Source organism: Gordonia sp. SMJS1, assembly GCF_029866425.1.
GTDB lineage: Bacteria > Actinomycetota > Actinomycetes > Mycobacteriales > Mycobacteriaceae > Gordonia > Gordonia hongkongensis.
On the sequence record NZ_CP123381.1, the window covers coordinates 4,950,896 to 4,976,508 of the forward strand.

General features: G+C 68.6%; 18 protein-coding genes and 2 pseudogenes. 12 read left to right on the forward strand and 8 right to left on the reverse strand.

Going from position 1 to position 25,613, the window contains the following annotated elements:
* Positions 1 to 15 precede the first annotated feature (15 nt).
* The gene (gene nadB, locus QAD21_RS22425; RefSeq protein WP_068971063.1) at positions 16 to 1,665 is read right to left on the reverse strand and encodes an L-aspartate oxidase; all 1,650 of its coding nucleotides are present in this window, start codon (positions 1,663 to 1,665) and stop codon (positions 16 to 18) included.
* Positions 1,666 to 1,860: 195 nt separating this feature from the next.
* On the opposite strand from nadB, the pseudogene QAD21_RS22430 reads away from it, so the two are divergent.
* A pseudogene (locus QAD21_RS22430) lies at positions 1,861 to 3,385 on the forward strand (FAD-dependent oxidoreductase).
* A 44-nt stretch (positions 3,386 to 3,429) separates the two neighbouring features.
* Here QAD21_RS22430 and QAD21_RS22435 read toward each other — a convergent pair.
* On the reverse strand, positions 3,430 to 4,278 hold the full coding sequence (locus QAD21_RS22435) for an SDR family NAD(P)-dependent oxidoreductase (RefSeq protein WP_083229381.1): 849 nt from the start codon (positions 4,276 to 4,278) through the stop codon (positions 3,430 to 3,432).
* Between the two features lie 298 nt (positions 4,279 to 4,576).
* Between QAD21_RS22435 and QAD21_RS22440 the strand changes: the two are divergent.
* From QAD21_RS22440 to QAD21_RS22450, 3 genes and pseudogenes are all read left to right on the forward strand, one after another.
* Positions 4,577 to 6,176 (forward strand): annotated as a pseudogene (locus tag QAD21_RS22440) (NAD(P)/FAD-dependent oxidoreductase).
* A gap of 15 nt (positions 6,177 to 6,191) precedes the next feature.
* Positions 6,192 to 6,626, forward strand: coding sequence for an SRPBCC family protein (locus tag QAD21_RS22445; protein WP_058253794.1), 435 nt, complete (start codon positions 6,192 to 6,194; stop codon positions 6,624 to 6,626).
* 39 nt (positions 6,627 to 6,665) lie between these two features.
* On the forward strand, positions 6,666 to 7,271 hold the full coding sequence (locus QAD21_RS22450; protein WP_058253793.1) for an NAD(P)H-dependent oxidoreductase: 606 nt from the start codon (positions 6,666 to 6,668) through the stop codon (positions 7,269 to 7,271).
* Between the two features lie 59 nt (positions 7,272 to 7,330).
* Here the strand turns inward: QAD21_RS22450 and QAD21_RS22455 are convergent, their stop codons facing one another.
* From QAD21_RS22455 to QAD21_RS22470, 5 genes are all read right to left on the reverse strand, one after another.
* Positions 7,331 to 8,437: a hypothetical protein gene (locus QAD21_RS22455; protein WP_280360268.1), complete on the reverse strand. Its 1,107-nt coding sequence runs from the start codon at positions 8,435 to 8,437 to the stop codon at positions 7,331 to 7,333.
* A gap of 33 nt (positions 8,438 to 8,470) precedes the next feature.
* Positions 8,471 to 8,680, reverse strand: coding sequence for a hypothetical protein (locus QAD21_RS22460; RefSeq protein ID WP_058253814.1), 210 nt, complete (start codon positions 8,678 to 8,680; stop codon positions 8,471 to 8,473).
* Between the two features lie 87 nt (positions 8,681 to 8,767).
* Positions 8,768 to 8,869: a DUF6766 family protein gene (locus QAD21_RS25420; RefSeq protein ID WP_311199286.1), complete on the reverse strand. Its 102-nt coding sequence runs from the start codon at positions 8,867 to 8,869 to the stop codon at positions 8,768 to 8,770.
* A gap of 10 nt (positions 8,870 to 8,879) precedes the next feature.
* Entirely contained in the window at positions 8,880 to 10,013 is a 1,134-nt protein-coding gene (locus QAD21_RS22465; protein ID WP_259935408.1) for a hypothetical protein, read from the reverse strand.
* Between the two features lie 86 nt (positions 10,014 to 10,099).
* A complete protein-coding gene (locus QAD21_RS22470) occupies positions 10,100 to 11,143 on the reverse strand; it encodes an NAD(P)-dependent alcohol dehydrogenase (protein WP_280360269.1) in 1,044 nt (347 codons plus the stop codon).
* 196 nt (positions 11,144 to 11,339) lie between these two features.
* Here QAD21_RS22470 and QAD21_RS22475 point away from each other — a divergent pair, with 196 nt between their 5' ends.
* Both QAD21_RS22475 and QAD21_RS22480 read left to right on the forward strand, forming a co-directional pair.
* Positions 11,340 to 12,707: an AarF/UbiB family protein gene (locus QAD21_RS22475; protein WP_280360270.1), complete on the forward strand. Its 1,368-nt coding sequence runs from the start codon at positions 11,340 to 11,342 to the stop codon at positions 12,705 to 12,707.
* Positions 12,708 to 12,806: 99 nt separating this feature from the next.
* Positions 12,807 to 14,159 (forward strand): DUF3068 domain-containing protein, encoded by a 1,353-nt coding sequence (locus QAD21_RS22480; RefSeq protein ID WP_065630252.1) that lies wholly within the window; start codon positions 12,807 to 12,809, stop codon positions 14,157 to 14,159.
* 870 nt (positions 14,160 to 15,029) lie between these two features.
* On the opposite strand, the gene QAD21_RS22485 is transcribed toward QAD21_RS22480, so the two are convergent.
* Positions 15,030 to 15,995 carry an alpha/beta hydrolase family protein gene (locus QAD21_RS22485; RefSeq protein WP_065632259.1) on the reverse strand — a complete coding sequence of 322 codons (966 nt, stop codon included), beginning with the start codon at positions 15,993 to 15,995 and terminating at the stop codon, positions 15,030 to 15,032.
* 439 nt (positions 15,996 to 16,434) lie between these two features.
* Here QAD21_RS22485 and QAD21_RS22490 point away from each other — a divergent pair, with 439 nt between their 5' ends.
* The 6 genes from QAD21_RS22490 to QAD21_RS22515 all read left to right on the forward strand — a co-directional run bounded on the left by QAD21_RS22490 (position 16,435) and on the right by QAD21_RS22515 (position 25,454).
* The gene (locus tag QAD21_RS22490) at positions 16,435 to 17,913 is read left to right on the forward strand and encodes an amidase family protein (protein ID WP_280361842.1); all 1,479 of its coding nucleotides are present in this window, start codon (positions 16,435 to 16,437) and stop codon (positions 17,911 to 17,913) included.
* 75 nt (positions 17,914 to 17,988) lie between these two features.
* The gene (locus QAD21_RS22495) at positions 17,989 to 19,662 is read left to right on the forward strand and encodes an FAD-binding dehydrogenase (RefSeq protein ID WP_280360271.1); all 1,674 of its coding nucleotides are present in this window, start codon (positions 17,989 to 17,991) and stop codon (positions 19,660 to 19,662) included.
* A gap of 98 nt (positions 19,663 to 19,760) precedes the next feature.
* A complete protein-coding gene (locus QAD21_RS22500) occupies positions 19,761 to 20,765 on the forward strand; it encodes a Dyp-type peroxidase (RefSeq protein ID WP_280360272.1) in 1,005 nt (334 codons plus the stop codon).
* A gap of 58 nt (positions 20,766 to 20,823) precedes the next feature.
* Complete coding sequence (locus QAD21_RS22505; protein WP_058253785.1) at positions 20,824 to 21,633, forward strand: family 1 encapsulin nanocompartment shell protein; 810 nt, start codon at positions 20,824 to 20,826, stop codon at positions 21,631 to 21,633.
* Positions 21,634 to 21,804: 171 nt separating this feature from the next.
* On the forward strand, positions 21,805 to 23,538 hold the full coding sequence (locus QAD21_RS22510) for an ABC transporter ATP-binding protein (protein ID WP_280360273.1): 1,734 nt from the start codon (positions 21,805 to 21,807) through the stop codon (positions 23,536 to 23,538).
* Positions 23,535 to 25,454, forward strand: a complete 1,920-nt coding sequence (locus tag QAD21_RS22515) for an ABC transporter ATP-binding protein (protein WP_280360274.1) — start codon at positions 23,535 to 23,537, stop codon at positions 25,452 to 25,454. The genes QAD21_RS22510 and QAD21_RS22515 overlap by 4 nt, the downstream gene beginning before the upstream one ends.
* Positions 25,455 to 25,613: the final 159 nt, after the last annotated feature.

Below are 25,613 nucleotides of genomic sequence, written 5' to 3' on the forward strand. Positions count from 1 at the left end.
ACTTGACCGGTCCGCTCAGCCGGGCAGGCTCACGGGACGGGCCTCCCGCAATTCGCCGTCGACGATCCGGAACACCCGCGACTCCGCCACGTCGGCGGTCAACGGGTAATCCGTGCGGACATGCGCTCCGCGGGATTCGGTACGCGCGGCAGCGGCGGCGACGACCGCGGACGCGGTGAGCGTGAGTGCCGCGTCCTCGATGTCGCGTACCGAGTCGGCCGTCCGACGCGGCGCGGCGGCGAGCGTCGCGGCGACTTCGGCGAGACCGGCAGCCGACCGTCGTAGCGCGACATGACGCGTCATCATGTTCTGGAGCTGTTCGCGGTCCAGGACGGGGACCGGCTGCTCGGCCTTCAGTTCGGCGCGTTCGGGGACCTGGATCTCGCGACGCGCGACTGCCACGGCGGCCGCGCGACGGCCCATCACCAGGCCTTCCAGCAGGCTGTTCGATGCCAGCCGATTGGCGCCGTGCAGCCCGGTCCGCGCGACTTCGCCGGCCGCGAGCAACCCGTCGACCGCGGTGCGGGACGACTCGTCGGTCACGACCCCGCCGCACAGATAGTGCGCGCCGGGGACGACCGGGATCCGTCCGGACGCGGGGTCGAGGCCGGCCGCGCGGACACCTGCGGTCACCGTCGGGAAGCGTGTCTCGAAGTCGCCGACGTCGGCGATGTCGAGATACACGCACGGGTGCCCGGTGAGCTCGATCGCGGTCTGCACCGCGTCGGCCACCACGTCGCGGGGAGCGAGATCGCCCATCGGGTGGACGCCCGCGGTGACCGACCGGCCGTCGACGTCGACGAGCCGTCCGCCCTCACCGCGCACCGCCTCGCTGATGAGGGTCCGCCGACCCCGCGCGCCCGCGGTGTAGAGCATCGTCGGGTGGAACTGGATGAACTCGAGATCGGCCACCTGCGCCCCGGCGCGCAGTGCCAGCGCGATGCCGTCGCAGGTGGCGCCCGCCGGATTCGTGGTGGCAGCGTACAGGTGCCCCGCCCCGCCGGTCGCGAGGAGCACGGTCGGGGCGAGGACCGACGTGAAACGCCCGTCGCGCAGGCACGCGACACCGACCGCCCGGCCGTCGTCGAGGTGGATCGCGGTGGCAATCGTGTCGTCGAGGAACCGGATCGGCGGCACGTCCCCGCCGGCGGTCTGCCGGACGGCCTCGTGCAGCGCGCGCTGGATCGCGGCCCCGGTCGCGTCGCCGCCGGCGTGGATGATGCGCCGGCGGGTGTGGCCGCCCTCACGGGTGCGCAGGAGCAGACCGTCGGCGTCCCGGTCGAATTCGGCACCCCAGTCGATGAGGGCCGACACCGAGTCCCAGCCGTCGGCGAGGATGAGGCCCGACGCCGCGGCATCGGTGAGACCGCCACCGGCGGCGACCGTGTCGGCGAGGTGGCGGTCAACGGAATCGGCGTTGTCCGAGCTTCCCGTCTCCGCGCCGGGCATCACGACCGCGACACCACCCTGCGCGTAAAACGTGGACGTGGGTTGCTCCGCATTCGTCACGTCCCAGCCCGGCCCCTTGTTGAGCACGACGACCTGGAGCCCCTCGTGGGCGGCCCACAGCGCCGCCGTCAGTCCGGCGATTCCGGCACCCACCACCACGAGGTCGGCGCGGACCGTCTCCGCGGTCCCGGTCAGTCCGCGAGTGAACCCGCTCATGTCAACCGCCTCTCGCCGCGGCTCAGGGTGCCGCCGGCCCTCCGGGCAACACCCCGGATGTGTTTTCGATTCCCAGTCGAAAACCCTACCCTGCGATTGCGCCACCCGAAATGCTCGGCGGCCCGCCGGCTCCGATGTTTGATCGTCTCCGGCCCCGATGTTTGAGCGCCTCCGGCAAGGGCAAACCCGGTCAGCATGAAAACCCTCTGGTTCGACCCCGCAGGTGAGGCAGCCCCCGAGTACCTGCCCGATGTCCGCCCGGAGACGATGCCCATCGACGTCGTCGACAGATTCGACCAGGTCATCGTCGGAGGTGGCATCACCGGTCTGACGACCGGCCTGCTGCTGGCCGCGCGGCCAGTCGGTCGCGGTCCTCGAAGCCCGGCACATGGGCGCCGCGGCGACCGGCCACACCACCGGCAAGCTCTCGCTGCTCCAGGGCACTCGACTGTCGTCGATCGCGAGCCGCCACGGCCACTCGGCCGTACAGGACTACGTCGAGGCCAACCGCGAGGGACAGGCCTGGTTGCGCCACTATCTCGAACACCGCGGCCTGCAGGTCGACGAACGTGCGGCCCTCACCTTCGCCGCCACCGCGTCCGGCGCGAAGTCGGTGGAGAAGGAGTTCGAAGCCTGCCGCGCTCATGACCTGCCCGTCGAACACGTCGACTGCCCCGAGCTGCCCTTCGACGTCCGCACTGCCATTCGCCTCGACGGTCAGGCCCAGATCGACCCGATGGTCGTGCTCCGTGCCCTGACCGACGACCTGCGCGCACACGGCGGCCACTTCTACGAGGGCGTCCGTGTGCAGGGCCTCCGCCACGGCTCACCGAACGTCCTCTCGACCGACGCCGGTGACGTCCGTGCCGACTCGGTGGTCATCGCCACCGGACAGCCCTTCCTCGACCGCGGCGGCTACTTCGCCCGGGTCCATCCGCAGCGGTCCTACGCCGCGGCGTTCACCGTCGACGGGGACATCCCCGGCGAGATGTACCTCGGCTCCGACAACCCGTCGGTCTCACTGCGGACGGTCTCCCGGCCCGGTTACGACCACGAACTGCTCATGGTCGGTGGCTTCGGACACGAGGTGGGCCGGACGAAGTCCGAGCGACAGCATGTCCTCGACCTGATCAGCTGGACCCAGAAGCACTTCCCCTCGGCACAGATGGTCGCGCGCTGGTCGGCCCAGGACTACACGACGATCGACGAATTGCCCTATGTCGGACCGATTCTGCCCGGCGTCGACTCGGTGCAGGTGGCGACCGGCTTCGCCAAATGGGGCCTGACCAACGGTGTCGCCGCGGCGCTTGCGATGACGGGTCGCATCCTCGGATCCGAACCACAGTGGTCGACGACCCTGCGCCCGTGGCGCACGACCGAGATCAGCCGCCCCGGTTCACTGGCCTCGGCGGTGTCGGCCAACGCGCAGGTCGCGGGATACATGGCCGCCGGCTACCTGTCGCTGCTGAAGCCGACCGACGGCGCACCGAAGGAAGGCGACGGCAGCGTCGGGCGGTCCGGCGTGAAGCCCGAGGGCGTGTGCACCGTGCAGGGCCAGACGCGGTCCGTCGCGCCACTGTGCACGCACCTCTACGGCGTGCTGCGGTGGAACGACGCCGAGCAGTCCTGGGACTGCCCGCTGCACGGTTCGCGATTCAGCCACACCGGCGAGGTCCTCGAAGGTCCGGCCACCCGGAACCTGGCCTCGCACAACGACTGAGCGGGACACAGCGGACCGTCGTCGGCCGACGACGGTTTGCCTTGTCAGGTCCGGACGACGGCCGGCGCCGAACCGGCAAGCGCGGCCTCGCCCAGCATGCGTCGGAACACCGGACCGGTCAGCGTCGCGATCGGGCGCTGCACTGCTCCGGCCAGGACGCGGACACCGACGTCGAGTGCTCGCGCGTCGAGGCCGACCGGTATGCGGTCCCGGCCGTCGAGGACCCCGTGCAGGATCGCCGCTGCCGCGGCATCGGGCCGCGTACCGGGCAGGCGGCGGTTGAACCCCCGCGTCACGAACTCCCGAACCCCGGGCGTCACGTACAGCACGCGGGCGGCGATCTCGGTGTGCACGACGCCGGGATGAACACTGTGCACGCGGACGTCGGACCCTTCGGCACGAAGCTGTAGCTGGATGGTCTCGGAGTAGCCGCGCGCGGCGAACTTCGAGGCGGAGTACGCCGACTGCGTGGGGCAACCGAGGAATCCGAAGGCGCTGGAGGTGTTCACGATCGACCCGCCGCCGGCCGCCTGTAGATGAGGGAGGAACGCCACGGTGCCGTTCACGACGCCGCCGAGGTTCACGGCCATGATCCGCCGCGCGTAATCGTCGTCCTCCTCGAGAACGCCCGCCACCATCGTGATCCCGGCATTGTTGAACACCATGGCCGGCGGGCCGGACCGGCCGACGACGGCGTCGGCATACGCGGTCATCGCATCGGCGTCGGACACATCGACCTCGTCGAGATGCACCCGGGCACCGGCGTCGCACAACCGCACCGTCTCCTGCGCGGCCGGAAGGTCGATATCGCTCAGGAACACCTCGACACCCGCACGATCGAATCGCCGCGCGAGTGCCCGGCCCATGCCCGCCCCGGCACCGGTGATCACCACCGGCCGCCCGGCGCAGCGCCGACGAAGCCGGTCATCGGAGACCTGCGGATGCCACAGCCGCGCGGGCGGAAACGCCAGGTCCAGGCGCAGCGACCGGAGTTCAGACCAGTTCGTCACCCGTGCGGACTACCCGCTTGCCACGGCGCTACACATCCCTCAGAATCGCCGGGCACGGCTGCGCCTCTTCGTCGGCGTTTACGGTCGGGGGCCGCGGGTAACCCGCGCACCGGACAGCGCGGCGTACCGGCTCGGAGCACACCGGCCGGGTGAGATCGATACGGACGAGGGGAGTCGACCGTTGAGTGTGTCGGATGCAGTGGTCGTCGGGGCCGGCCACAACGGGCTCATCGCCGCGATCCGGCTCGCCGATGCGGGCTGGGATGTCACGCTCCTCGAAGCGCAGCCCGAGGTCGGCGGCGCGGTCCGGAGCGCCGAGATCACCCCCGGATACGTCACCGACCTGTTCAGCGCCTTCTATCCACTCGCGGTGGCGTCGCCGGTCTTCGCCGACCTCGACCTCGCCGATCACGGTCTGGAGTGGAGCCGCGCACCGCTGGCCTTCGGCCACCCCGCCGGGCCCGACGACGTCAACGCGCCCGTCGTCTTCCCCGATGCCGCGGACACCGCCGCGCACCTGGCCACCTTCGACGAGCGTGACCGGCGCGCCTGGCTCGACCTGGTCGAGCAGTGGCAGCAACTCCGGCCCGCGATTCTCGACACCCTGTTCGGTCCGTTCCCCCCGGTCCGCGCGCTGTTGTCGCTCCTCCGCTCGCTCGGCACGGCCGACGCCCTGCGCCTGGCCCGGTTCCTGATCCTGCCGGCCGATCAGATGGTGCGTGAACTGTTCCACAGCGAGAAATCCGGTCTGCTCATCATCGGCAACTCCCTGCACGCCGACATCCCGCTCAGCGCACCCGGCAGCGGGTTGATGGGGTACCTGCTGACCATGCTCGGCCAGGACACCGGTTATCCCGTACCCGTGGGCGGGGCGAGCGCGCTGCCCGCGGCCCTTCGACGCCGCGCCGAGAGCGCCGGGGTGACCGTCCTCTGCGACACCCGCGTCACACGGATCGACGTCCAGGGCGGGCGGGCCACCGGGGTGGTGGACAGCACCGGCCGCCGATGGCCGGCGAAGCGCGCCGTGCTCGCCGACGTGGCAGCGCCCACGCTCTACACCGAGCTGCTGTCGGCCGACGACGTGCCCGCGCGCGTCCTCGACGACCTGCGGACCTTCACCTGGGACACCCCGGTGGTCAAGGTGAACTACGCCCTGCGTGAGAAGATCCCATGGCGGAGTAACAATCTCAGCGGAGCCGGCACCATCCACCTCGGCGCCGACGCACGCAACATCGCCTACGGGACCGCCGACATCGAAACCGGCCGTGTCCCGGAGCATCCGTTCCTGCTCTTCGGACAGATGACCACCGCGGACCCGGGCCGGTCCCCCGCGGGCACCGAAAGCGCTTGGTCCTACAGCCATCTCCGCGCGGGTGACCGACGACGAGGCGGCCCAGTTGCTGGCCCGCAGGATGGACGCCGTGCTCGAAGCCCACGCTCCCGGTGTCTCCGACCTCATCGTGGGACGGCACGTCCAGACCCCACACGACCTGCAGGCCGCCGACGCCAATCTGGTCCACGGAACAGTCAACGGTGGCACGGCACAACTGTTCCAGCAGTTGATCTTCCGTCCGACGCCGAACCTCGGCGGTGCGTCGACGCCGGTGGATCGCCTCTACCTGGCGGGGTCGGGAGCGCACCCCGGTGGCGGCGTCCACGGCGCCTGTGGCAACAATGCCGCGCGCGCTGCCCTCGCCTCGGACGGGTTCCGCGGATTCCCGCGAAGAGTGTTCGACCGCAACGTCATCCGACGACTGACCAAGACCGACAACAACCACTGAACGGAGCAGCGGAGCATGAACCGAGTCGAACGTCATACGAGTGCCACACCGGCGCAGGTCTGGTCGGTGCTGTCCAACGGCTGGCTGTACGCCTCGTGGGTCGTCGGGGCCTCGCGGATCCGCAACGTCGACCACACGTGGCCGCAACCCGGATCGAAGATCTATCACTCGGCGGGGGTGTGGCCGGCCCTGCTCAACGACGAGACAGAATCCGTGGAGTCGAAGGCCGGGCTTCTCGAATTGTCGGCCGCCGGGTGGCCTTTCGGTCGCGCACGAATCCGCATGACGATCGAGAAGGACGGTGACGGTTCCCTCATCGGCATGGAGGAGTTCGTGGAGACCCCGCCGCTGAGATGGATTCCGCCGACCATCCAGGAAACCGTCATGTCACCGCGCCTCAACGAATGCCTGAAACGGCTGGCGATGCTCGCCGAGAACCACGCGGGCTGACAGGGTTGCAACCGGGTCGGTGCGGGTACGCCTTGTGGCATGACCACAGCACTCGCCATCAACTGCACCCTCAAACCCTCTCCTGCCGAATCGAGCAGCGAGCTCATCGCCCGACACATCCTGGACGCACTCGCCGAGCAGGGCGTGACCGGGGACATCGTCCGGGCGGTGGATTTCGACATCCGGCCGGGAGTCGAACGAGACATGGGCGACGGTGACGAGTGGCCCGCGCTTTTCGAACGGGTTGCCGCCGCCGACATCCTGGTGATCGCGACCCCGACGTGGCTTGGCCACATGTCCAGCGTCACCCAGCGTGTTCTCGAACGTCTCGATGCCGAGATCTCCGAGACCGACGACGCCGGCCGCCCCGGCATGTTGGGCAAGGTGGCGATGTGCGGTGTCGTCGGCAACGAGGACGGCGCCCACAAGATCATCGCCGACGTCTTCGGCGCGCTCAACGACATCGGGTTCACGATCCCCGGACAGGGCAACACCTACTGGAACGACGAAGCCATGGGCGGCCGCGACTACAAGGACCTCGACTCGGTTCCCGACCCCGTCGACTCCGCCACCCATGCCGCCGCCCGAAACGCGGCACACCTAGCTCGACTGCTGTCGCAGAACAGCTTTCCGCCGTACGAGTGAGCAGCGGATCTACCGGACGACCTTGATCGTCTGCAGATCGTTGCCTGATGTCCTGCGGCTCAGGCCTTCTCGTCGTCCGCGAGATGACCGGCGTCCTCGGCAGCCTGGCGGCGCAGTCGCTCCCGGTATCCGTAGGTGGCCCGCAGGACGTCGTCGTAGCTGTCGGCACTGGAACCGAGGGCGCCGGCGAAGATCCCCATCGACGTCGCCAGCCATGCCAGGTACACGTAATTGCGTAACCCCACCGGATATCCGAGCTGCGAGGCGAGGAAGTCCTCCTCGATGACGATGAGCGCCGCCGTCAGTGTCGCCAGGAACAGCCCGGCGTACAGCACCACCGCACTGAACACGACGGTGCACACCGTCGCCATGTTGTAGAGGCGCGCACGCGGTTTCGCGGTGACCGTCACCCGTTCCCACAGGCGATTGTTGACGATGAGCCACAGCGAGGCGAGCACCAACGACAGCAGGGTGATGGCGGCGAGACGCCACGCACTCAGCGCATTGGCCATCGACCAGATCGTGGAGAAGAAGATGCCGAACGACGCCGCTGCGGCGGCTGCGGCGGTCATGCCGGTGAGGGTCGGGATCAGCCGCCACGGCCGATTTCCCCGAACCATTCCGGCCATCAACTTCAGACGACGCGAATAACCCTCGGCGCACACGTATTTGGTGTCGCCGTCACTGATGACGACGATGCCGCGCTGCCGCTCGAACTCGCGCATGGACCCCTCCCCGGTCACCGCCTCGGCGATGGTCGAGATCAAGGTTCGCAGGGCTCGCCGGGGAGCGGGTCCGAGAGCTGGGAGCGAGACGACGGCGGCGTTGCGTTCGCGGTCGAGTTCGGCCAGCACCACGAGATTTCGTGGACTGCGCTCGTTGCCGTCGGCGTCCCGCGGCTTGTACAGCCGCGGCATCTCGGTGACGAACACGATCACCTCGTCGGCCGAGTCATCCGTGCCCCAGACGGTCTCCAGATCACCGCGCGGCGTCATCTGCAGTGTGGTGTCCCTCGTGACGGTGTGTCCGCGGTACTCCAGTGACAGTTCGTCGGCGATCTGCTCGAAGCGGTCCTCACCGCGCTCTATCAGAGCGGCCGGAAGCCCGTGTTCGGCGACGATCCGCAGCGCTCCGGCGCGCCGCGGATCGTCGTTCTCGGTGGTCATGTGCGTCTCTGCCGTCATGATCAGGCGGGGGCCTCAGTCCGGCGGCTCGGACTCCCCCGCCGCAGGGGAGTCCGGGTTGTCCTCGTCGTCGCGGGCGGTGGCGGCGGAAGGGTCCACCTGCTCGTCCGTGTCGGGTTCGTCGACGGTCCGCTCCTCGAGTTCGTCGACCTTGCGTCGAGCATCATCCGGCGTCGCCTCGGGCGTGCCGGTTTCGGCTGGTTCCATGGGCAATTCCTCAGACATCAGATTCATCGATCCTTCGGTCGGTGTCTCGCGATGGAGCCTCTGTCGCATGTCCGTTTTCCCGGTGACGGCAAGACGTAAACGCGATCACGCCCCGGTCGCCAGATGTGGATCGGCCACCGGCTCGGACTCGGCCGAACCGCGTTGACGCAGAACGACCGACAAGACGACGATCGCCGCCACCAGCACTCACCCCGTCTCAGTCGTCGGCGGACGTCCTCGGCGCATAGCGAAGGACCGCTCCGATCCCGTCGCGCGGGGCAACGCGCTCGTCGATCCGGACCAGATCGGCGCCGGTGAGAACCGCCGCCACCGGCAGGGCCTCGTCGGCACGCAGCGTACGTTCCGGGGCCAGGCCCAGCTCAGAGAGGTTCTCCGCCGTCGGCGCGATCGTGGCGAGGCCCCCCGCGGCGTCTCCGCCGTCGAAGACCGTCGCATCGCCGAGGTCGCCGATGATCAGCGTCTCGACCTCGCCGTTACGCAACGCCCCGCACACGGCCGTCAGTCCTTCGACCGCGACGGCCGGGCGATGCCCGAGTCCTGCCTGCAGACTCTCCGCCGCGTCGGCCATCGTGCGATTCTGGCGCAGCTCGAGTTCGGTGGTCACCGCCTTGCGGACGTCGTCGTCGGCGATGCCGCTGTCCCGGGCGCCGAGTTGGAGGTCGACCAGTCGCTCGGCGAGCCGCTCGGGAGCCGTTGAACGCAGATCCGACATCGACGAGAGCTCACCGATCACGAACACGAGCTCGGGGTTGTCCGAGTCGACGATCGCGGTCAGCCGGTCGGCGATCTGACGAATGTTCTTGCGGTTCTGCTCGTCGCTGCGCTGCTGCGGGTCCCCATACCCGGGCGATTCCGCACCGGCGGCGTGGTGGATCGGATAGCCCTCTCCCTCAACGCTTTCGCGCATCAACGAGGATCCGCCGGCTTCGAAGAGCTCGATGTCGGCGCCGGCGTGATCGACCGCGGCGATCACGTGTCTCGGGGCACTCGTGCCGTGTTCGACCAGCGGAACCAGGTAGGGCACCGGCGAATACCGTGCCACGGATGTGACCGGTGGTCGGATGAGGTGTTGGTCGAGGAGGACACCGTCGGGGCCGGCGATCACCGCACGGCCACTGGGCCCGACGGCCGGCGCCCCGTCGAGCAGGGCATTGCCGATCGACTCCACCACCGCCGCGTCGGCCCCCGCCGACTCGAGTTCCTCCCGCAGGGCTCGCCACCGGAGTTCCATCGTGTGGGCGGCGTCCTCGGTGTTGTGCGAGTCGTCGATGTAGATGGTGGCGAACGGACCGGTTGCAGTTGCCAGCTCGCGGAATCGGGTCGAATTCATGCGCGGCCTCCTTGCCTGTCGTCGGGGCACGTCGACTCCCTCGACGGGTGCCCACCGGATTCAGGCCGCAAACATGACGCACACCCCTACAGCGTCGAGGTGTCGATCACGAAGCGGTAGCGCACATCCGACGCCACGACGCGGTCGTAGGCCTCGTTGATCCGGTCGGCGGAGATCACCTCGATCTCGGCGCCGATGCCGTGCTCGGCGGAGAAGTCCAGCATCTCCTGGGTCTGCGCGATGCCGCCGATCATCGAACCCGCGAAACTGCGCCGCTTGCCGATCAGCGCGCCCGCCGGGACCTCGATCGGATGTTCGGGGAGACCGAGTTCCACGAGTGTGCCGTCGAGGGCGAGCATGCCCAGGTACTTGCCGATCGGAAGATTCGCCGACACGGTGTTCAGGATCAGGTCGAAGGTGCTGCGGAGTTCCCGGAAGGTCTGCGGGTCGCTGGTCGCGTGATAGTGGTCGGCGCCGAGCCGCAGACCGTCCTCCATCTTCTTCAGCGACTGGGACACCACGGTCACCTCCGCACCCAGTGCGTGCGCGATCTTCACGCCCACGTGGCCGAGCCCGCCGAGTCCGACGATCGCGACCTTCTTGCCGGGTCCCGCGCCCCAGTGCCGCAGCGGTGAGTAGAGGGTGATGCCCGCACACAACAACGGTGCGGCCTCGTCGAGTGCGATGCCGTCCGGAATCCGGAGGACGTAGTTCTCGTCGACGACGATCGAGGTGCTGTAGCCGCCGTGCGTCGGCGACCCGTCGCGTCCGACGGCGTTGTAGGTCCCCACGTTGCCTCGCTCGCAGTACTGCTCCTCGCCGAGGCGGCACGGTTCGCACTCACGGCACGAGTCGACGAAACAACCCACGCCGACCCGGTCACCCACGGCATACCGGGTGACGGACTCGCCGACGGCCGCGACCGTCCCGGCGATCTCGTGGCCGGGGACCACCGGGAACCTCGTCCCGCCCCACTCGTCGCGCGCCGTGTGGATGTCGGAATGACAGATCCCGGCGAACGCGATGTCGATCGACACGTCGTTCGGACCGAGATCACGCCGCTCGATGGTGGTCGGTTCGAGCGGGCGATCGGCTGCCGGCGCGATGTAGGCGTTGACCGTGGTGGGCATGCAGACTCCTCGGTACACATTCGATGGGTGGCAGGTGGGGTGGTGCGCGACGCACCGACGACACACGAACAGATGCGGGCTGATGCATGTGTCCGACGCCGCCAGTGTGCCCCGCGCGGGCCCTCGTTGCCATAACGGCACGTCGCGGCGTCGCGGGCACTGGATCCGCCGCCGATGATCGTTACAATGACCGACGGTGACGATCAACAGCTCAGTCGACGACGGTCAGCGCACGCAGTTGCACCCGGTGTCCCCGATCGCCGAGCTCACGCGATTCGGGACGACCACCGCTCACGCGGCTGCGGGCGTCGGACGCTTCGTCCTCCACACGGCAGGCGACGCTTTACGGGGTCGCCCACCCGGCGCCGCCCGCGTCGCGCACGAGATCCGGACCACGTTCGAACACCTGGGTCCGACCTACGTGAAGCTCGGCCAGCTCATCGCCTCGAGTCCCGGCGTTTTCTCCGAATCGATGTCCACCGAGTTCGAATCGCTCCTGGACCGCGTGAAACCCGCCGACCCCGCGCTCATGCGTGCACAGTTCATCGCCGAACTGGGCCGGGCACCCGAGGAAGTCTTCGCCACGTTCGATCCGGTGCCCATCGCGTCCGCGTCGATCGCCCAGGTGCACACCGCGACCCTGCAGGGCGGCGAGGAGGTGGTCGTCAAGATCCAGCGTCCGGGCATCGCCGACCGCCTGGCGCCCGACGTCGCGATCCTCGAACGCCTCGCCGGCCTCGTCGAGATCTCCGAGTACGGGCGGATGCTCAGCGCGCGGCACGTGGTCGAGGACTTCGCGGCCGGCCTCGACGCCGAACTGGACTTCCGCATCGAGGCCGACACCATGCGCGAGTGGTTCGCCTGCCTGCAGCCGGGCCCGTACGGCGACCGAGTCCGCGTGCCGCACGTCTACGACGACTTCACGACGCAGCGCGTGCTGACCATGGAACGAATCAACGCCATCCGCATCGACGACGTCGCGGCCGTACGCGCCGCAGGCCACGACGGAGTCGCGCTGTGCCGCAACCTCCTGCTGTCCCTGCTGGACTCGGCATTCCACGGCGGGTTGTTCCATGGGGACCTGCACGCCGGGAACGTCCTCGTCGACGACGCGGGCAAGCTGGTCCTCCTCGATTTCGGCATCGTCGGGCGTTTCACCCCGCGCACCCGGCGCATACTCCGCCAGCTCGTCGTCGACCTCGTGGTCCGCGGGGACTACGAGTCCGCCGGCCGGGCGATCTTCCTCCTCGGCGCCGTCCACAAGCCGGGTTCGACGTCGCAGGGCGCGGAGGACATCAAGAAGGTGACGACTCCGTTGTCGACCACCGACCTCGGTTCGATGTCATACACCGACCTCGGGCGGCAACTCGCCGCCGTCGCCAAGGCCCACGACGCACGGCTCCCGCGTGAACTCGTCCTCGTGGGTAAGCAGTTGCTGTACGTCGAGAAGTACACGAAACTGCTGGCGCCCCGGTGGAAGGCCATGTCCGACAAGGAGATCTACGGCTACATGGCCGGCATCCTGAAGGAGGCCGAACGCGATCGTCGAGCCGCCCAGGGCTGACTCCCCGCCGCGGATCCCGGCATGTCGGACCGACTGTGGCCAACTGTGGCACACGCGACAGTTAGGGTGGGAGCGATCAGCTGATTCCAGGAGTCACACATGAGACGTTTTGTGCCGGCAGTGCTGGCCTTCTTCGGCGCTGCGTGTATCGCGGCGGCCATCGCCATTCCGCTCTACCTCGTGCCGCAGTTGAAGGTGGTTCCGCTCGATCTGGACATCACCTCCGACGCGACCACGGTGGCGGCGGACGGTTCGACCGGAGAGCGCTTCCCGGCGGTGATCTTCGACCGTTGCTCGGTGTCCGAGGATCGTGCCCGCACTCTCGAGGCGCATCTCACCCAGCAGCGACGCTCGATCATCATCGAACCGTCGGACAGCCGCCAGGCGAGCCTGCAGTCGGCGCAGACCGTGCGCATCGACCGCCTGCGCGACGCCGAGGGAACCGAGACCGAACCCAGCTTCGCGGCTGCGGGCGAGACCCGCACCTGTGAGGACGGTCTGCTGACCGCGACCATCGACCGCGTGTCGGTGAACCGCAAGACCTCGGCACCCAACGGGGCGGTCAGCTCGCTGCAGCTCGAGGCGGTCCCCGAGGGCGGCAACGTCAACGACGTGTCGGTCGCCATCGACAACCGCACCGGATACCAGTACAAGTTCGGTTTCGACGTGCAGCAGCGCGACTACCCGTACTACGACCTCAACACCCGCCAGGACTGCGCGGCCAAGTTCGAGGGCGAGGAGACCATCGACGGGATCAACACGTATCACTTCGTGTGTGATGTCCCGGAGACCGATCTCTCCAACCTCCCCAACGCGCAGGGTGAAGCAGCTCTGGGCACGATGCTGACGATGCCTGCCCGCTGGTGGGGCATCACCGGGCGCGGAGTGCGGGCGAACGACCCGATCACGATGCACCGGTACGCCGCCGCGACCCGCCACGTGTGGGTCGAGCCGGAGACCGGGACCATCGTCGACGGTCGTGAGGACCAGCACCAGTACTTCAAGTCGCCCGACCAGAGCGACGCCACCCCGGAAGCGGTGCGCGAGTTCCGGATGGACGCCCTGAAGGGCACCTTCAAGTGGACCGACGACACCGTCTCCAACCAGGCGAGCAAGGCCAGCGGCTACGTCGACCAGCTCAAGGTCGGCGGCTTCTGGGTGCCGATCATCCTCGGCATCGTCGGGGTGATCCTGCTGATCGCCGCCGCGCTGCTGCTCTTCCGCGGACGCCGCGACGACAACCGGGTCGATGACACCCCGCCGCCGACGACACCGCCCGCCGACGAGCGCGACACCACGCTGATCAAGCGCGACGCACCGCCGGCCGGTGCAGCACCCGCGAGCGCCAACCCGTGGGAGCGGCCGACCGAGCAGATCCCCAAGGTCGGTGACACGCCGCCGCCCGACGACTCGGCCACGCGCACCTTCCGCAAGCAGCCGCCGCCCGAATAAGCAGCGACGCAACGACCACCGCGGGCGCATCCGGTACCACCGGATTCGCCCGCGGTGTTGTGTTTGGGGTTGAGGGGCGGTGACACACACCTCCGCACCCCGGCCCACCCAAGTGACCTCGACAGACGCGCGGGCACGCTACGCGTGCACGAGCTGCTCGGCCAGCAGGGGTTGCGCGGGCACGCTACGCGTGCACGAGCTGCTCGGCCAGCAGAGGTGCGAGCCCACCCCCGCGGGTTGAGCCGGCACCGAGCGCAGCGAGGCGCCGAGTCGAAGCCCCTCCGCAACCAGTCCTACCCAAGTGACCTCGACGGACGCGCGGGCACGCTACGCGTGCACGAGCTGCTCGGCCAGCAGGGGTTGCGCGGGCACGCTACGCGTGCACGAGCTGCTCGGCCAGCAGAGGTGCGAGCCCACCCCCGCGGGTTGAGCCGGCACCGAGCGCAGCGAGGCGCCGAGTCGAAGCCCCTCCGCAACCAGTCCTACCCAAGTGACCTCGACGGACGCGCGGGCACGCTACGCGTGCACGAGCTGCTCGGCCAGCAGGGGTTGCGCGGGCACGCTACGCGTGCACGAGCTGCTCGGCCAGCAGAGGTGCGAGCCCACCCCCGCGGGTTGAGCCGGCACCGAGCGCAGCGAGGCGCCGAGTCGAAGCCCCTCCGCAACCAGTCCTACCCAAGTGACCTCGACGGACGCGCGGGCACGCTACGCGTGCACGAGCTGCTCGGCCAGCAGGGGTTGCGCGGGCACGCTACGCGTGCACGAGCTGCTCGGCCAGCAGGGGTTGCGCGCGGGTCCGAGTTGGTCGGCCAGCAGACACAACAAGGGCCGGTGACCCGAAGGTCACCGGCCCTTGTCAGAGGGTCTGACTCAGAAGAAGGCGGGGCGGAAGGTCTTGGCCCACGACTCCTTGAAGGTGCTCTGCCAGTAGTCCCACCAGTGCGCACCGTCCGGGGTGATCCGGGTGGTGAGCTTGACGCCCGGGACGAGCGCGAGGCGGCCGATGTAGAGCTGGCTGGAGGTCGACGCGGCGACCTCGAGCGGGATCATCTGCGCGAACTTGACGGGGTCGAAGTTGGCGCTGGCCGGGTTGACCGACGAGTCGTACTTGCTGCCGACACCGCTACCGGACGAGACGTAGACGTTCTTGCCCGCCAGGTTGCCCGCGCTCAGGAACGGGTCGTTCTGGAACCAGGTGCCCGCGGGGTAGAAGCCCCACATGTTGAACGGGTTGCCGCCGACCTCCGCGACCGAGGCCATGATGCCCTGGGTGAAGCCCGGCATGGTGACCGTCGGGTAGCCGCTGTAGGACGCGACCGCCTTGTAGAAGTTCGGGTGGCGCGATGCGAGGTTCAGCGCTGAGGTGCCCGACATCGAGAGTCCGGCGATGCCGTTGCGACGGCTGTCGCTGCCGTGACGCGCAGCCATGTACCGCGGCAGTTCGCGGGTCAGGAACGTCTCCCACTTGTTGACACCCAGCTTGGGATCGGGGGTCTGCCAGTCGGTGTAGAAGCTGCCTGCGCCACCGAACGGGATGGCGACGTTGGTGCCCTTGCCGGCCATGTAGCGGGCGACGTCGGTGTTGATCAGCCAGCCGCTGTTGTTGTTCGGGGCACGGAGTCCGTCGAGCAGGTACAGCGTCGGCTTGGGTCCGCCGCCGCCGGCCGAGACGATGCACACGGGCACGGTCCGGTTCATGGCGTTCGAGCGGACGTACTCGACATTGCAACCGTTGGCCGCGGAGGCCTCCGGCGGAGCTGCGACCAGCGTCGCACCCGACACGGCCACGAGAGCCACGAGTCCGGCGACGAGGCGCTTACGGGCGCGTGTCAGCATTCGTCAGTTTTCCTTTGGATCACCACGGCCGGAGCCGGCCGCTTGCGGGTCTTGCCTACCGGGTACTACTGCGGGCTTGCATACGGAGTCGTACGTAGGGGGATTGTATTGGTCCCCCCGGGCAGCGGTACCCGTCGTGCTGAAGTGTAACGGCACGATAACGCGTCGGCAAAGGCGAGAGCGAGTCCTGTGATGACATCTTTTGGTGGTGCACGTCACAGCACTCGCCGTTGAACAGCTCATTTCGTACATAGGCGGCGCATGTGGCGAATTCTTCATCTGTTCGGGCCACACATCCTCGATCTTCCCGTTACCGGTTTGCCGGGCAACGGTGACCGTCCGATTCTCCGGTGACGGGCCGGGCGCCCGGGCCGGCCGAGGCCATCGACGTCAAGTCCGCTCGGCCCGCTCCCCGAACAACTAGGGTCGGGACGTGCACATGGGCGAGTATCTGTCCGCGGACGCGACCACCCTGGCCGGTCACGTGGCCTCCGGCGAGGTGACCGCCGCCGAACTCCTCGACCTCGCACGAGCCCGCGCAGACGCGGTCAATCCGTCGCTCAACGCCATCGTGATCCGCATGGACGCCGAAGCCGACGCCCGCGTCCGCAGTGACCTCACCGGGCCTTTCGCCGGCGTCCCGTTCCTCATCAAGGACCTCGCGCAGGACTTCCGCGGGTATCCGACGACCCGCGGCTCGCGGGCCCTCGCGACACACCTCGCTCGCGAACACTCCTTCGGCGTCCACCGGTTCCTCGACGCCGGCCTCGTCGTCTTCGGCAAGACGAACACCCCCGAGTTCGGCGCGAAGGCGATCACCGAACCCACCCTGTGGGGTCCCGCGCGCAATCCGTGGGACCTCGACGTGACCCCCGGCGGATCGTCGGGCGGCAGTGCGGCTGCGGTGGCCGCCGGGATCGTACCGGCGGCCGGGGCGAGCGACGGCGGCGGTTCCATCCGCATCCCGGCCGCATGCACCGGGTTGTTCGGGCTCAAGAGCTCGCGTGGCCTGATGCCGTTCGGTCCGCAGACCGGCGAACCGCTGTTCGGGATGGGCGTCGAAGGTGTGGTGACGCGGACCGTCCGCGACGCCGCCGCACTGTACGACGCCCTGATCGGACCGACGCCGTCGTCGACGTACCCGGCACCGCTGCACACCGAGAGCTACAGCGCCCGGATCACCACCCCGCCCCGGTTGCTGCGAATCGGTTACACCACGACGTCGGCGATCAACGCGAATCCGCACCCGGAGGCCGTCGCCGCGGTCGAGCACGCGGCCTCGATCCTGGCCGAACTCGGCCACCAGGTAGAGGAGGTCGATCCGCCGCACGACGACGCCGCCCTCGCCCGCGATTTCCTCGACATCTGGTTCGCCAAGTGCGCCGCCCAGGTCGACGAGGTCCGACGCCTCACCGGTGCTCCCGACTCCCACTTCGAGGCCGACACCCTGACCCTGGCGGAACTGGGCCGGGCCGCCGGCGTCGTCCCGTTGTTCACCGCGCTCGACCACATCAACGACCACGTCCTTGCCCTCGACCGCTTCCATCAGACCCACGACCTGCTCCTGACGCCCACCCTCGCGGTACCGCCGCCGCGGGTCGGGTCGATGACCACGCCGCCGGCCCTCCAGCGGGCGTCGCGGCTCGCCTCCCGCGCGCGGTCCGGCCGCGCGATCTCCCGCCTGGGGATCGTCGACAAGCTCATCTACGAGAGCCTCGGCTGGGTGCCGTACACGCAGCTCGCCAACCTCACGGGCCGGCCGGCGATGAGCGTGCCGCTGCACTGGACCGACGCCGGCCTCCCGCTCGGCGTGCAGTTCGTCGGACGACTCGGCGCCGACGGCGATCTCCTCGCGCTCGCGGCGGGCCTCGAAGCCGCTGCGCCGTGGTTCCACCGGTACGCCGACATCGCGCTGTAGTACGGGACTAATCTCGTCTGCGAGTACACATGTCCCGGGACCAGCCCGGTCATGGCGGCGGTGTGAGGAGATGCGGTGGCGGAGCACGGGGCCGACGCGGTGGTCGTCGGTGCGGGACTGGCGGGTCTCGTGGCGACATACGAACTCACCAAGGCCGGACGCCGCGTCGTCGTGGTCGACCAGGAGAACCGCAACAACCTTGGCGCGCAAGCTTTCTGGTCGCTGGGCGGGTTGTTCATGGTGGACACGCCGGAGCAGCGTCGGCTGGGCATCAGGGACTCCGCGGATCTCGCCCTGCAGGACTGGATGGGGTCGGCCGGTTTCGACCGTGACGACGAGGACTACTGGCCCCGCCAGTGGGCCCGCGCCTACGTGGACTTCGCCGCCACCGAGAAACGGCAGTACCTCCACGACCTCGGTCTCCGCATCACCCCGATCGTCGGCTGGGCCGAACGCGGCGGCGGGTTCGCCGACGGCCACGGCAACTCGGTGCCCCGCTTCCACCTCACCTGGGGAACCGGACCCGAGGTCGTGCGGGTCTTCGCCGAGCCGGTCCTGGAGGCGGAGAAGCGTGGGCTCGTCGAGTTCCGGTTCCGGCATCGCGTCGACGAACTCATCGTCGAGGACGGTGCCGCCATCGGCGTGCGGGGTGCCACGCTAGCCCCGACCGACATCGAGCGCGGCCAGGCGTCGAACCGGGATGTCATCGGCGACTTCGAGATCCGCGCCGGATCGGTCATCGTCACGTCGGGCGGCATCGGCCACAATCATGACCTGATCCGCAAGAACTGGCCCGTCGACCGTCTCGGCCCCGCGCCGGAGACGATGATCTCGGGCGTCCCGGCACACGTGGACGGCAGGATGCTGGAAATCAGCGAGACCGCCGGCGCGAACATCGTCAACCGTGACCGGATGTGGCATTACACCGAGGGCATCCACAACTGGGACCCGATCTGGCCCGACCACGCGATCCGCATCATCCCCGGCCCGTCGTCGCTGTGGCTCGACGCCAACGGCAATCGCCTCGCGCCGCCGAACTTCCCCGGCTTCGACACCATCTCGACGATGAAGGCGATCCTGGCGGCCGGTCACGACTACTCGTGGTTCGTCCTCACCCAGACGATCGTGGAGAAGGAGTTCATGCTGTCGGGTTCGGAGCAGAACCCCGACATCACCGCGAAGGACGTCAGGCTGGCCGCGAAGACCCGGCTGGCGAAGGGCGCCGCGGGACCGGTCGACGCCTTCGTGCGCAACGGCGTCGACTTCGTGGTCGCCGACAACCTCCCGGAACTGGTGGCCGGGATGAACAAGATCGCCCGCGGCCCCGAACTCGACCTAGCACACCTCGAACGCATCATCTCCGCACGCGACGCCGAGATCGGCAACAAGTTCTCCAAGGACGCGCAGCTGATGGCGATCACCAATGCCCGACAGTTCGTCGGCGACAAGATCGTTCGGGTCGCCAAGCCGCATCGACTGCTCGATCCCGAGCACGGCCCGCTGATCGCGGTCCGGCTCAACATCCTGACCCGCAAGACACTGGGCGGGCTCGAGACCAACCTCGACTCCCAGGTCCTGCGGCCGGACGGCAGCGCCTTCGACGGCCTGTTCGCCGCCGGCGAGGTCGCGGGCTTCGGCGGCGGTGGAGTTCACGGGTACAACGCACTCGAGGGAACGTTCCTCGGTGGATGCATCTTCTCCGGCCGCGCCGCCGGCCGGGCGGTGGCGCGGGCCACAGCGCCCCACTGACCGGTCACCGGCCATCGTCGAAAAGGGTTGCCTGCCCTATACATTCGCGGCACGATCTGCTGCCCCACGGTATGTACGCATGGGCTAGGGTGTTCAGCGTGCCGGTGCCCCAGACGATCCTGACGCGGAAGACGAAGTCGGCGATCTTCCTCGTCTTCACCATCGACGACGGCGGTGGAGACGCGGTTCGCGCTGCGCTGGAAGACATCCCCGGCCTGAACAACGCGGTGTCCTCGCGTGCTCCCGAGGCAGCACTGGCCGGGATCGTGTCGATCGGTTCCGCGGCGTGGGACCGCCTGTTCACCGGCCCGCGACCGCGTTCGCTGCGTCCGTTCGTCCCCTACGAGGGCGAGGTCCACACCGCCCCGGCGACGCCCGCCGATCTGCTCGTGCACATCAAGTCCGACGACATGGGCCTGTGCTACGAACTCGGCGCCAAGATCACCGAGGCATTCGGGGACGCGGTCACCGTCGTCGACGAAGTGCACGGGTTCCGCTACTTCGACCTGCGCGACCTCATCGGCTTCGTCGACGGCACCGAGAACCCGATCGGACAGGCGGCGATCGACGCGATCACCGTCGGCGGGGAGGACCCGGACTTCGAGGGCGGCAGCTACGTCGCCATCCAGCGCTACGTACACGACCTGTCGTCGTGGAACGACCTGAGCACCGAGGAGCAGGAAGCCGCGATCGGGCGCACCAAGCTCGACAACGTCGAGATGGCCGACGACGTGAAGCCCCCGAACTCCCACATCGCGCTGAACGTCGTCGAGGACGAGAACGGCGAAGAGATCGACGTCGTGCGGGACAACATGCCGTACGGCGACGTCTCGGGTGCCGGTGTCAACGGCACGTTCTACATCGCCTACTCGGCAGCGCCCGACGTCACCGAGGAGATGCTGCGCAAGATGTTCATCGGCGACCCGCCCGGCACCTACGACCGCCTCCTCGACTTCACCACCGCGGTCACCGGGGCCCAGTTCTTCACCCCGACACTCGACTTCCTCGAAGACCTGCCACCCGCGCCCGACGCCGCACCCACCGTGTCCCCGACCCCGACGACCCGTTCCGACGGCTCGCTGGGCATCGGGTCACTGCACTGACGACACCCGCCATCCGACCACCGCATCCGCCACAATCCGGCCGCACCAGGAGGACACCATGAACAACCTGCATCGCGAACTCGCACCGATCTCCGACGCGGCCTGGGCGGAGATCGAAGAGGAGGCGACCCGATCCTTCAAGCGCAACGTCGCGGGCCGTCGCCTCGTCGACGTGACCGGGCCGCTCGGCTCCGACACCGCATCGGTGACGCTCGGACATCGCACCAAGATCGACTCACCGTCGCAGGGGATCACCGCCTTCCAGCGTCGCACCCAGTCGCTGGTCGAACTCAAGGTCCCGTTCACGGTGTCCCGCGAGGCCATCGACGACGTCGACCGCGGCGCCAAGGACTCCGACTGGGACCCGGTCGTGGAAGCCGCGCGCGAACTGGCGCTGGCCGAGGACCGGGCGATCTTCGAGGGCTACGCCGCGGCGTCGATCACCGGCATCCGGGCCGAGGCCGCCGCCACCCCCATCCCGCTGCCCGCCGACGTGCGCGACTACCCGGAGGCGGTCAGCCAGGCGCTGAGCACACTGCGCCTGGCGTCGGTCGACGGTCCGTACGCGGTGGCCCTGTCGGCCGAGGCCTACACCCAGGTCAACGAGACGTCGAACCACGGCTACCCGATCCTCGAACACATCCAGCGCCTGTTCACCGGCGACATCGTGTGGGCGCCCGCGATCAGCGGCGCGTTCGTGATGAGCACCCGCGGCGGCGACTTCGAACTGACCATCGGCCAGGACGTGTCGATCGGCTACGACTCACACGACGCCGACGTGGTGAACCTGTACTTCCAGGAGTCGTTCACCTTCCTCACCCACACCGCCGAGGCAGCCGTCGCGCTGACCGAGCCGCCGACCGTCTGAGCAGCTGCCCACGGTCCCCGCCTGCACGGATTCCCGGTGGGCAGATACTCGGCGGCGTCCGTTGCGAGCGGCAACTAGTCTGGCGCAGGTGATCGCAGTGAACTCCGGCCGGCTCTCGCTCCCGGCGCCTACCGTTGCCTTCGGCCCGCTCGCTTCGCTCCCGGCGCCTAGATGCTGACCCGACTCGTCCGCACCTACCTCTCCCGGTACCGCATCAACGTCGCGCTCGTCATCGTGCTGCAACTGCTGGCGACCATCGCGATGCTGTACCTGCCGAGCCTCAACGCCGACATCATCGACAACGGCGTCGCCCGCGGGGACACCGGTTACATCCTGCGCATCGGCGGCTGGATGCTGCTGGTGAGCGTCGCCCAGATCATCGTGACGGTGACCGCGCAGTACTTCGGCGCGCGCGCCGCGCTCGGGGTCGGGCGTGACATCCGGGGCGACCTCCTGCATCGGGTGAACTCGTTCTCCGCACGCGAGGTCGGCACGTTCGGTGCGCCGTCGCTGATCACCCGCACCACCAACGACGTCCAGCAGGTGCAGCTGCTCATCGTGATGAGCAGCGCGATCCTGGTGATGGCGCCGATCATGTGCATCGGCGGGATCGTCATGGGTGTCCGGGAGGCGCCGGCCCTGTCCTGGGTCATCGCCATCGCGGTGCCCATCCTCGGGGTGTCGATGGGGGCCATCATCGCGAAGATGATCCCCGGCTTCCGGGCGATGCAGGAACGGATCGACAACGTCAACCGCGTCCTGCGCGAACAGATCACCGGCATCCGGGTCGTGCGGGCGTTCGTGCGAGAAGACTACGAACGCAAACGGTTCGCGGTCGCCAACGACCACCTCGCCGATGCGACCCTGCACGTCGGCCGGTTGATGGCCCTGATGTTCCCGGTCGTCATGGTGATCACCAACGTCACCATCGTCGCGGTGATCTGGTTCGGCGGGCACGCGGTCTCCGACGGTTCGCTGGAGATCGGCGCACTGACCGCGGTGATGAGCTATGTGATGCAGATCCTGATGTCGGTGATGATGGCGTCGTTCCTGGCGATGATGGCCCCGCGCGCGGCGGTCTGCGCCGAACGCATCTCCGAGGTCCTCGCCACCGACACCTCGGTCCATCCGCCGAGTGAACCGATCGGTTTCGCCACCCACCCCGGCACGGTGGAGTTCGATGCCGCCGAGTTCCGCTATCCCGGCGCCGACGACCCGGTGTTGAGCGGCATCGACTTCCGCGTCGAGCCGGGCACCACTACTGCGATCGTCGGCTCGACGGGGTCGGGCAAGACCACCCTCGTCGGGCTGGTGCCGCGGCTGATCGACACGACTTCCGGCGCGGTCCGGGTCGGCGGCACCGACGTCAAGCGACTCGATCCCGACGAGCTCCGGTCGGTCGTCGGGCTGGTGCCCCAGCGGCCGTACCTGTTCTCGGGAACCATCCGCTCGAACCTGCTGCACGGCAAGGCCGACGCCACCGACGACGAGATCTGGGAGGCGCTGCGCATCGCGCAGGCGGAGGACTTCGTGTCCGCGATGCCCGACGGCCTGGACACCAAGGTGTCCCAGGGCGGGACGACCGTCTCCGGCGGGCAGCGGCAGCGCCTGGCGATCGCACGCGCCCTCATCCGGCGGCCCGCGATCTACCTCTTCGACGACTCGTTCTCCGCGCTCGACCTGACCACCGATGCGCGGCTGCGCGCCGCACTGCGCCCCGCCACCCGCGACGCCGCGGTCATCGTCGTGGCGCAACGCATCTCGACCATCGTCGACGCCGAGCAGATCGTCGTGCTCGATCGCGGCCGGGTCGTCGGGCTCGGTACCCACGACGAGCTGCGGCAGTCGTGCCCGACCTATGCCGAGATCGTCGAATCGCAGATGGCGATGGAGGAGCGCTCATGACCCGGCCCGGAGGCCCGCCGATGGCGGCCGGACCCGAATCCAAGCCTCGCTCGTTCTGGCCGTCGGTCAAACGCGTTGTCGCACAACTTGCGTCGTATCGACTGCTGATGACGGTCACCCTCGCGTCGCTGGTCGGCTCGGTCGTGCTGATCGCGATCGCGCCCCGCGTGCTGGGTTACGCCACCGACCTCGTCTTCGACGGCGTGATCGGCCGCACCCTGCCCGAGGGGCTCACCAAAGAGCAGGCGGTGGCCGGGCTCCGCGAGAGCGGTGACGACACGTTCGCCGACATGGTCTCGTCGATGAACGTGACCCCCGGCGTCGGAGTGGATTTCGGCGCCGTGGGTCGCGTGCTGCTGATCACCCTCGTGCTGTACGTGGTGTCCTCGGCGCTCGCCTGGCTCGCCGGGTACCTGCTCAACATCGTCGTCGTCGGCACCATCCGCCGGCTCCGCGACGACGTCGAGGCCAAGGTGCATCGGCTGCCGCTGCGCTACTACGACACGATGCCGCGCGGCGAGCTGTTGAGCCGGGTGACCAACGATCTCGACAACCTGTCACAGAGCATGCAACAGACCATCTCCCAGTTCGCCAACTCGGTGCTGACGGTGATCGCGCTGCTCATCATGATGATCTGGATCTCGCCGCTGCTGGCGCTCATCGCGGTGGCCACGGTGCCGCTGGCGATCATCGCGACCGGCATCATCGCGAAGCGTTCGAAGCCGCACTTCTCGGCCCAGTGGTCGTCGACGGGCGCGCTCAATGCTCAGGTCGAGGAGGCCTTCACCGGCCACGAGCTGGTGACCGCCTTCGGCCGTCAGCGCGAGATCGAGGCGACCTTCGACGAACGCAATGAGAAACTGTACGAGTCGAGTTGGCGCGCGCAGTTCATCTCCGGCGTCATCATGCCGACGATCATGTTCCTGGGAAACCTCAACTACGTGGCGGTCGCGGTCGTCGGTGGTCTGCGCGTGGCGTCGGGCTCGCTGAGTCTCGGTGAGGTGCAGGCGTTCATCCAGTACTCGCGGCAGTTCACGCAGCCGCTGACGCAGATCGGTTCGATGATCAACCTGATGCAGAGCGGTGTCGCCTCCGCCGAGCGGATCTTCGACATCCTCGACGCCGACGAGCAGTCGCCCGACGCCGCGAATCCGAAGACGCCCGCCGAGGACAAGGGACTCATCGAGTTCGACGACGTCTCCTTCCGGTACGTCGAGGACAAGCCGCTCATCGAGAACCTCAGTCTGGTCGCGCGTCCCGGGCACATGGTCGCGATCGTCGGCCCGACCGGCGCGGGCAAGACCACCCTGGTCAACCTGATCATGCGGTTCTACGACGTCGATTCCGGTGTCATCCGGGTCGACGGCGTCGACTCGACGGACATGACGCGCGACGACCTACGCGAGCGCACCGGCATGGTGCTGCAGGACTCGTGGCTCTTCGGCGGCACGATCTACGACAACATCGCCTACGGCGACCCCACCGCCTCGCGAGAAGAGGTGCTCGACGCCGCCCGGATGAGTCACGTCCACCACTTCGTGCGGACCCTCCCCGACGGCTATGACACCGTGCTCGACGACGAGGGCGGTGGCGTCAGTGCCGGTGAGCGGCAGCTCATCACGATCGCGCGGGCCTTCCTCGCCCGGCCCACGATCCTCATCCTCGACGAGGCGACGAGCTCGGTCGACACCCGCACCGAGCTGCTCATCCAGAAGGCGATGGCGAATCTGCGGTCGGATCGCACGAGTTTCGTCATCGCGCACCGACTCTCCACGGTGCGCGACGCCGACGTCATCGTCGTCATGGAGGACGGGCACATCGTCGAGCAGGGCAACCACGACGAACTGCTCGCGGCCCGCGGCGCCTACTGCCGGCTGTACGAAAGCCAGTTCACCGGGGCCATCGAGGCGGGCTGAGACCCTTCGTGACGCTCGCAAGCTCGCTCCTCAGGGAGCACAAGAAGGCTCGCTTCGCTCGCACCTTAGGGAGCAGGAAAAGCGCGTCCCCACCCCGCTCCCTAATCCGAGAGCGCCACACACCCATTGGTCCCTGAGGTGCGAGGAGCGATAGCGACG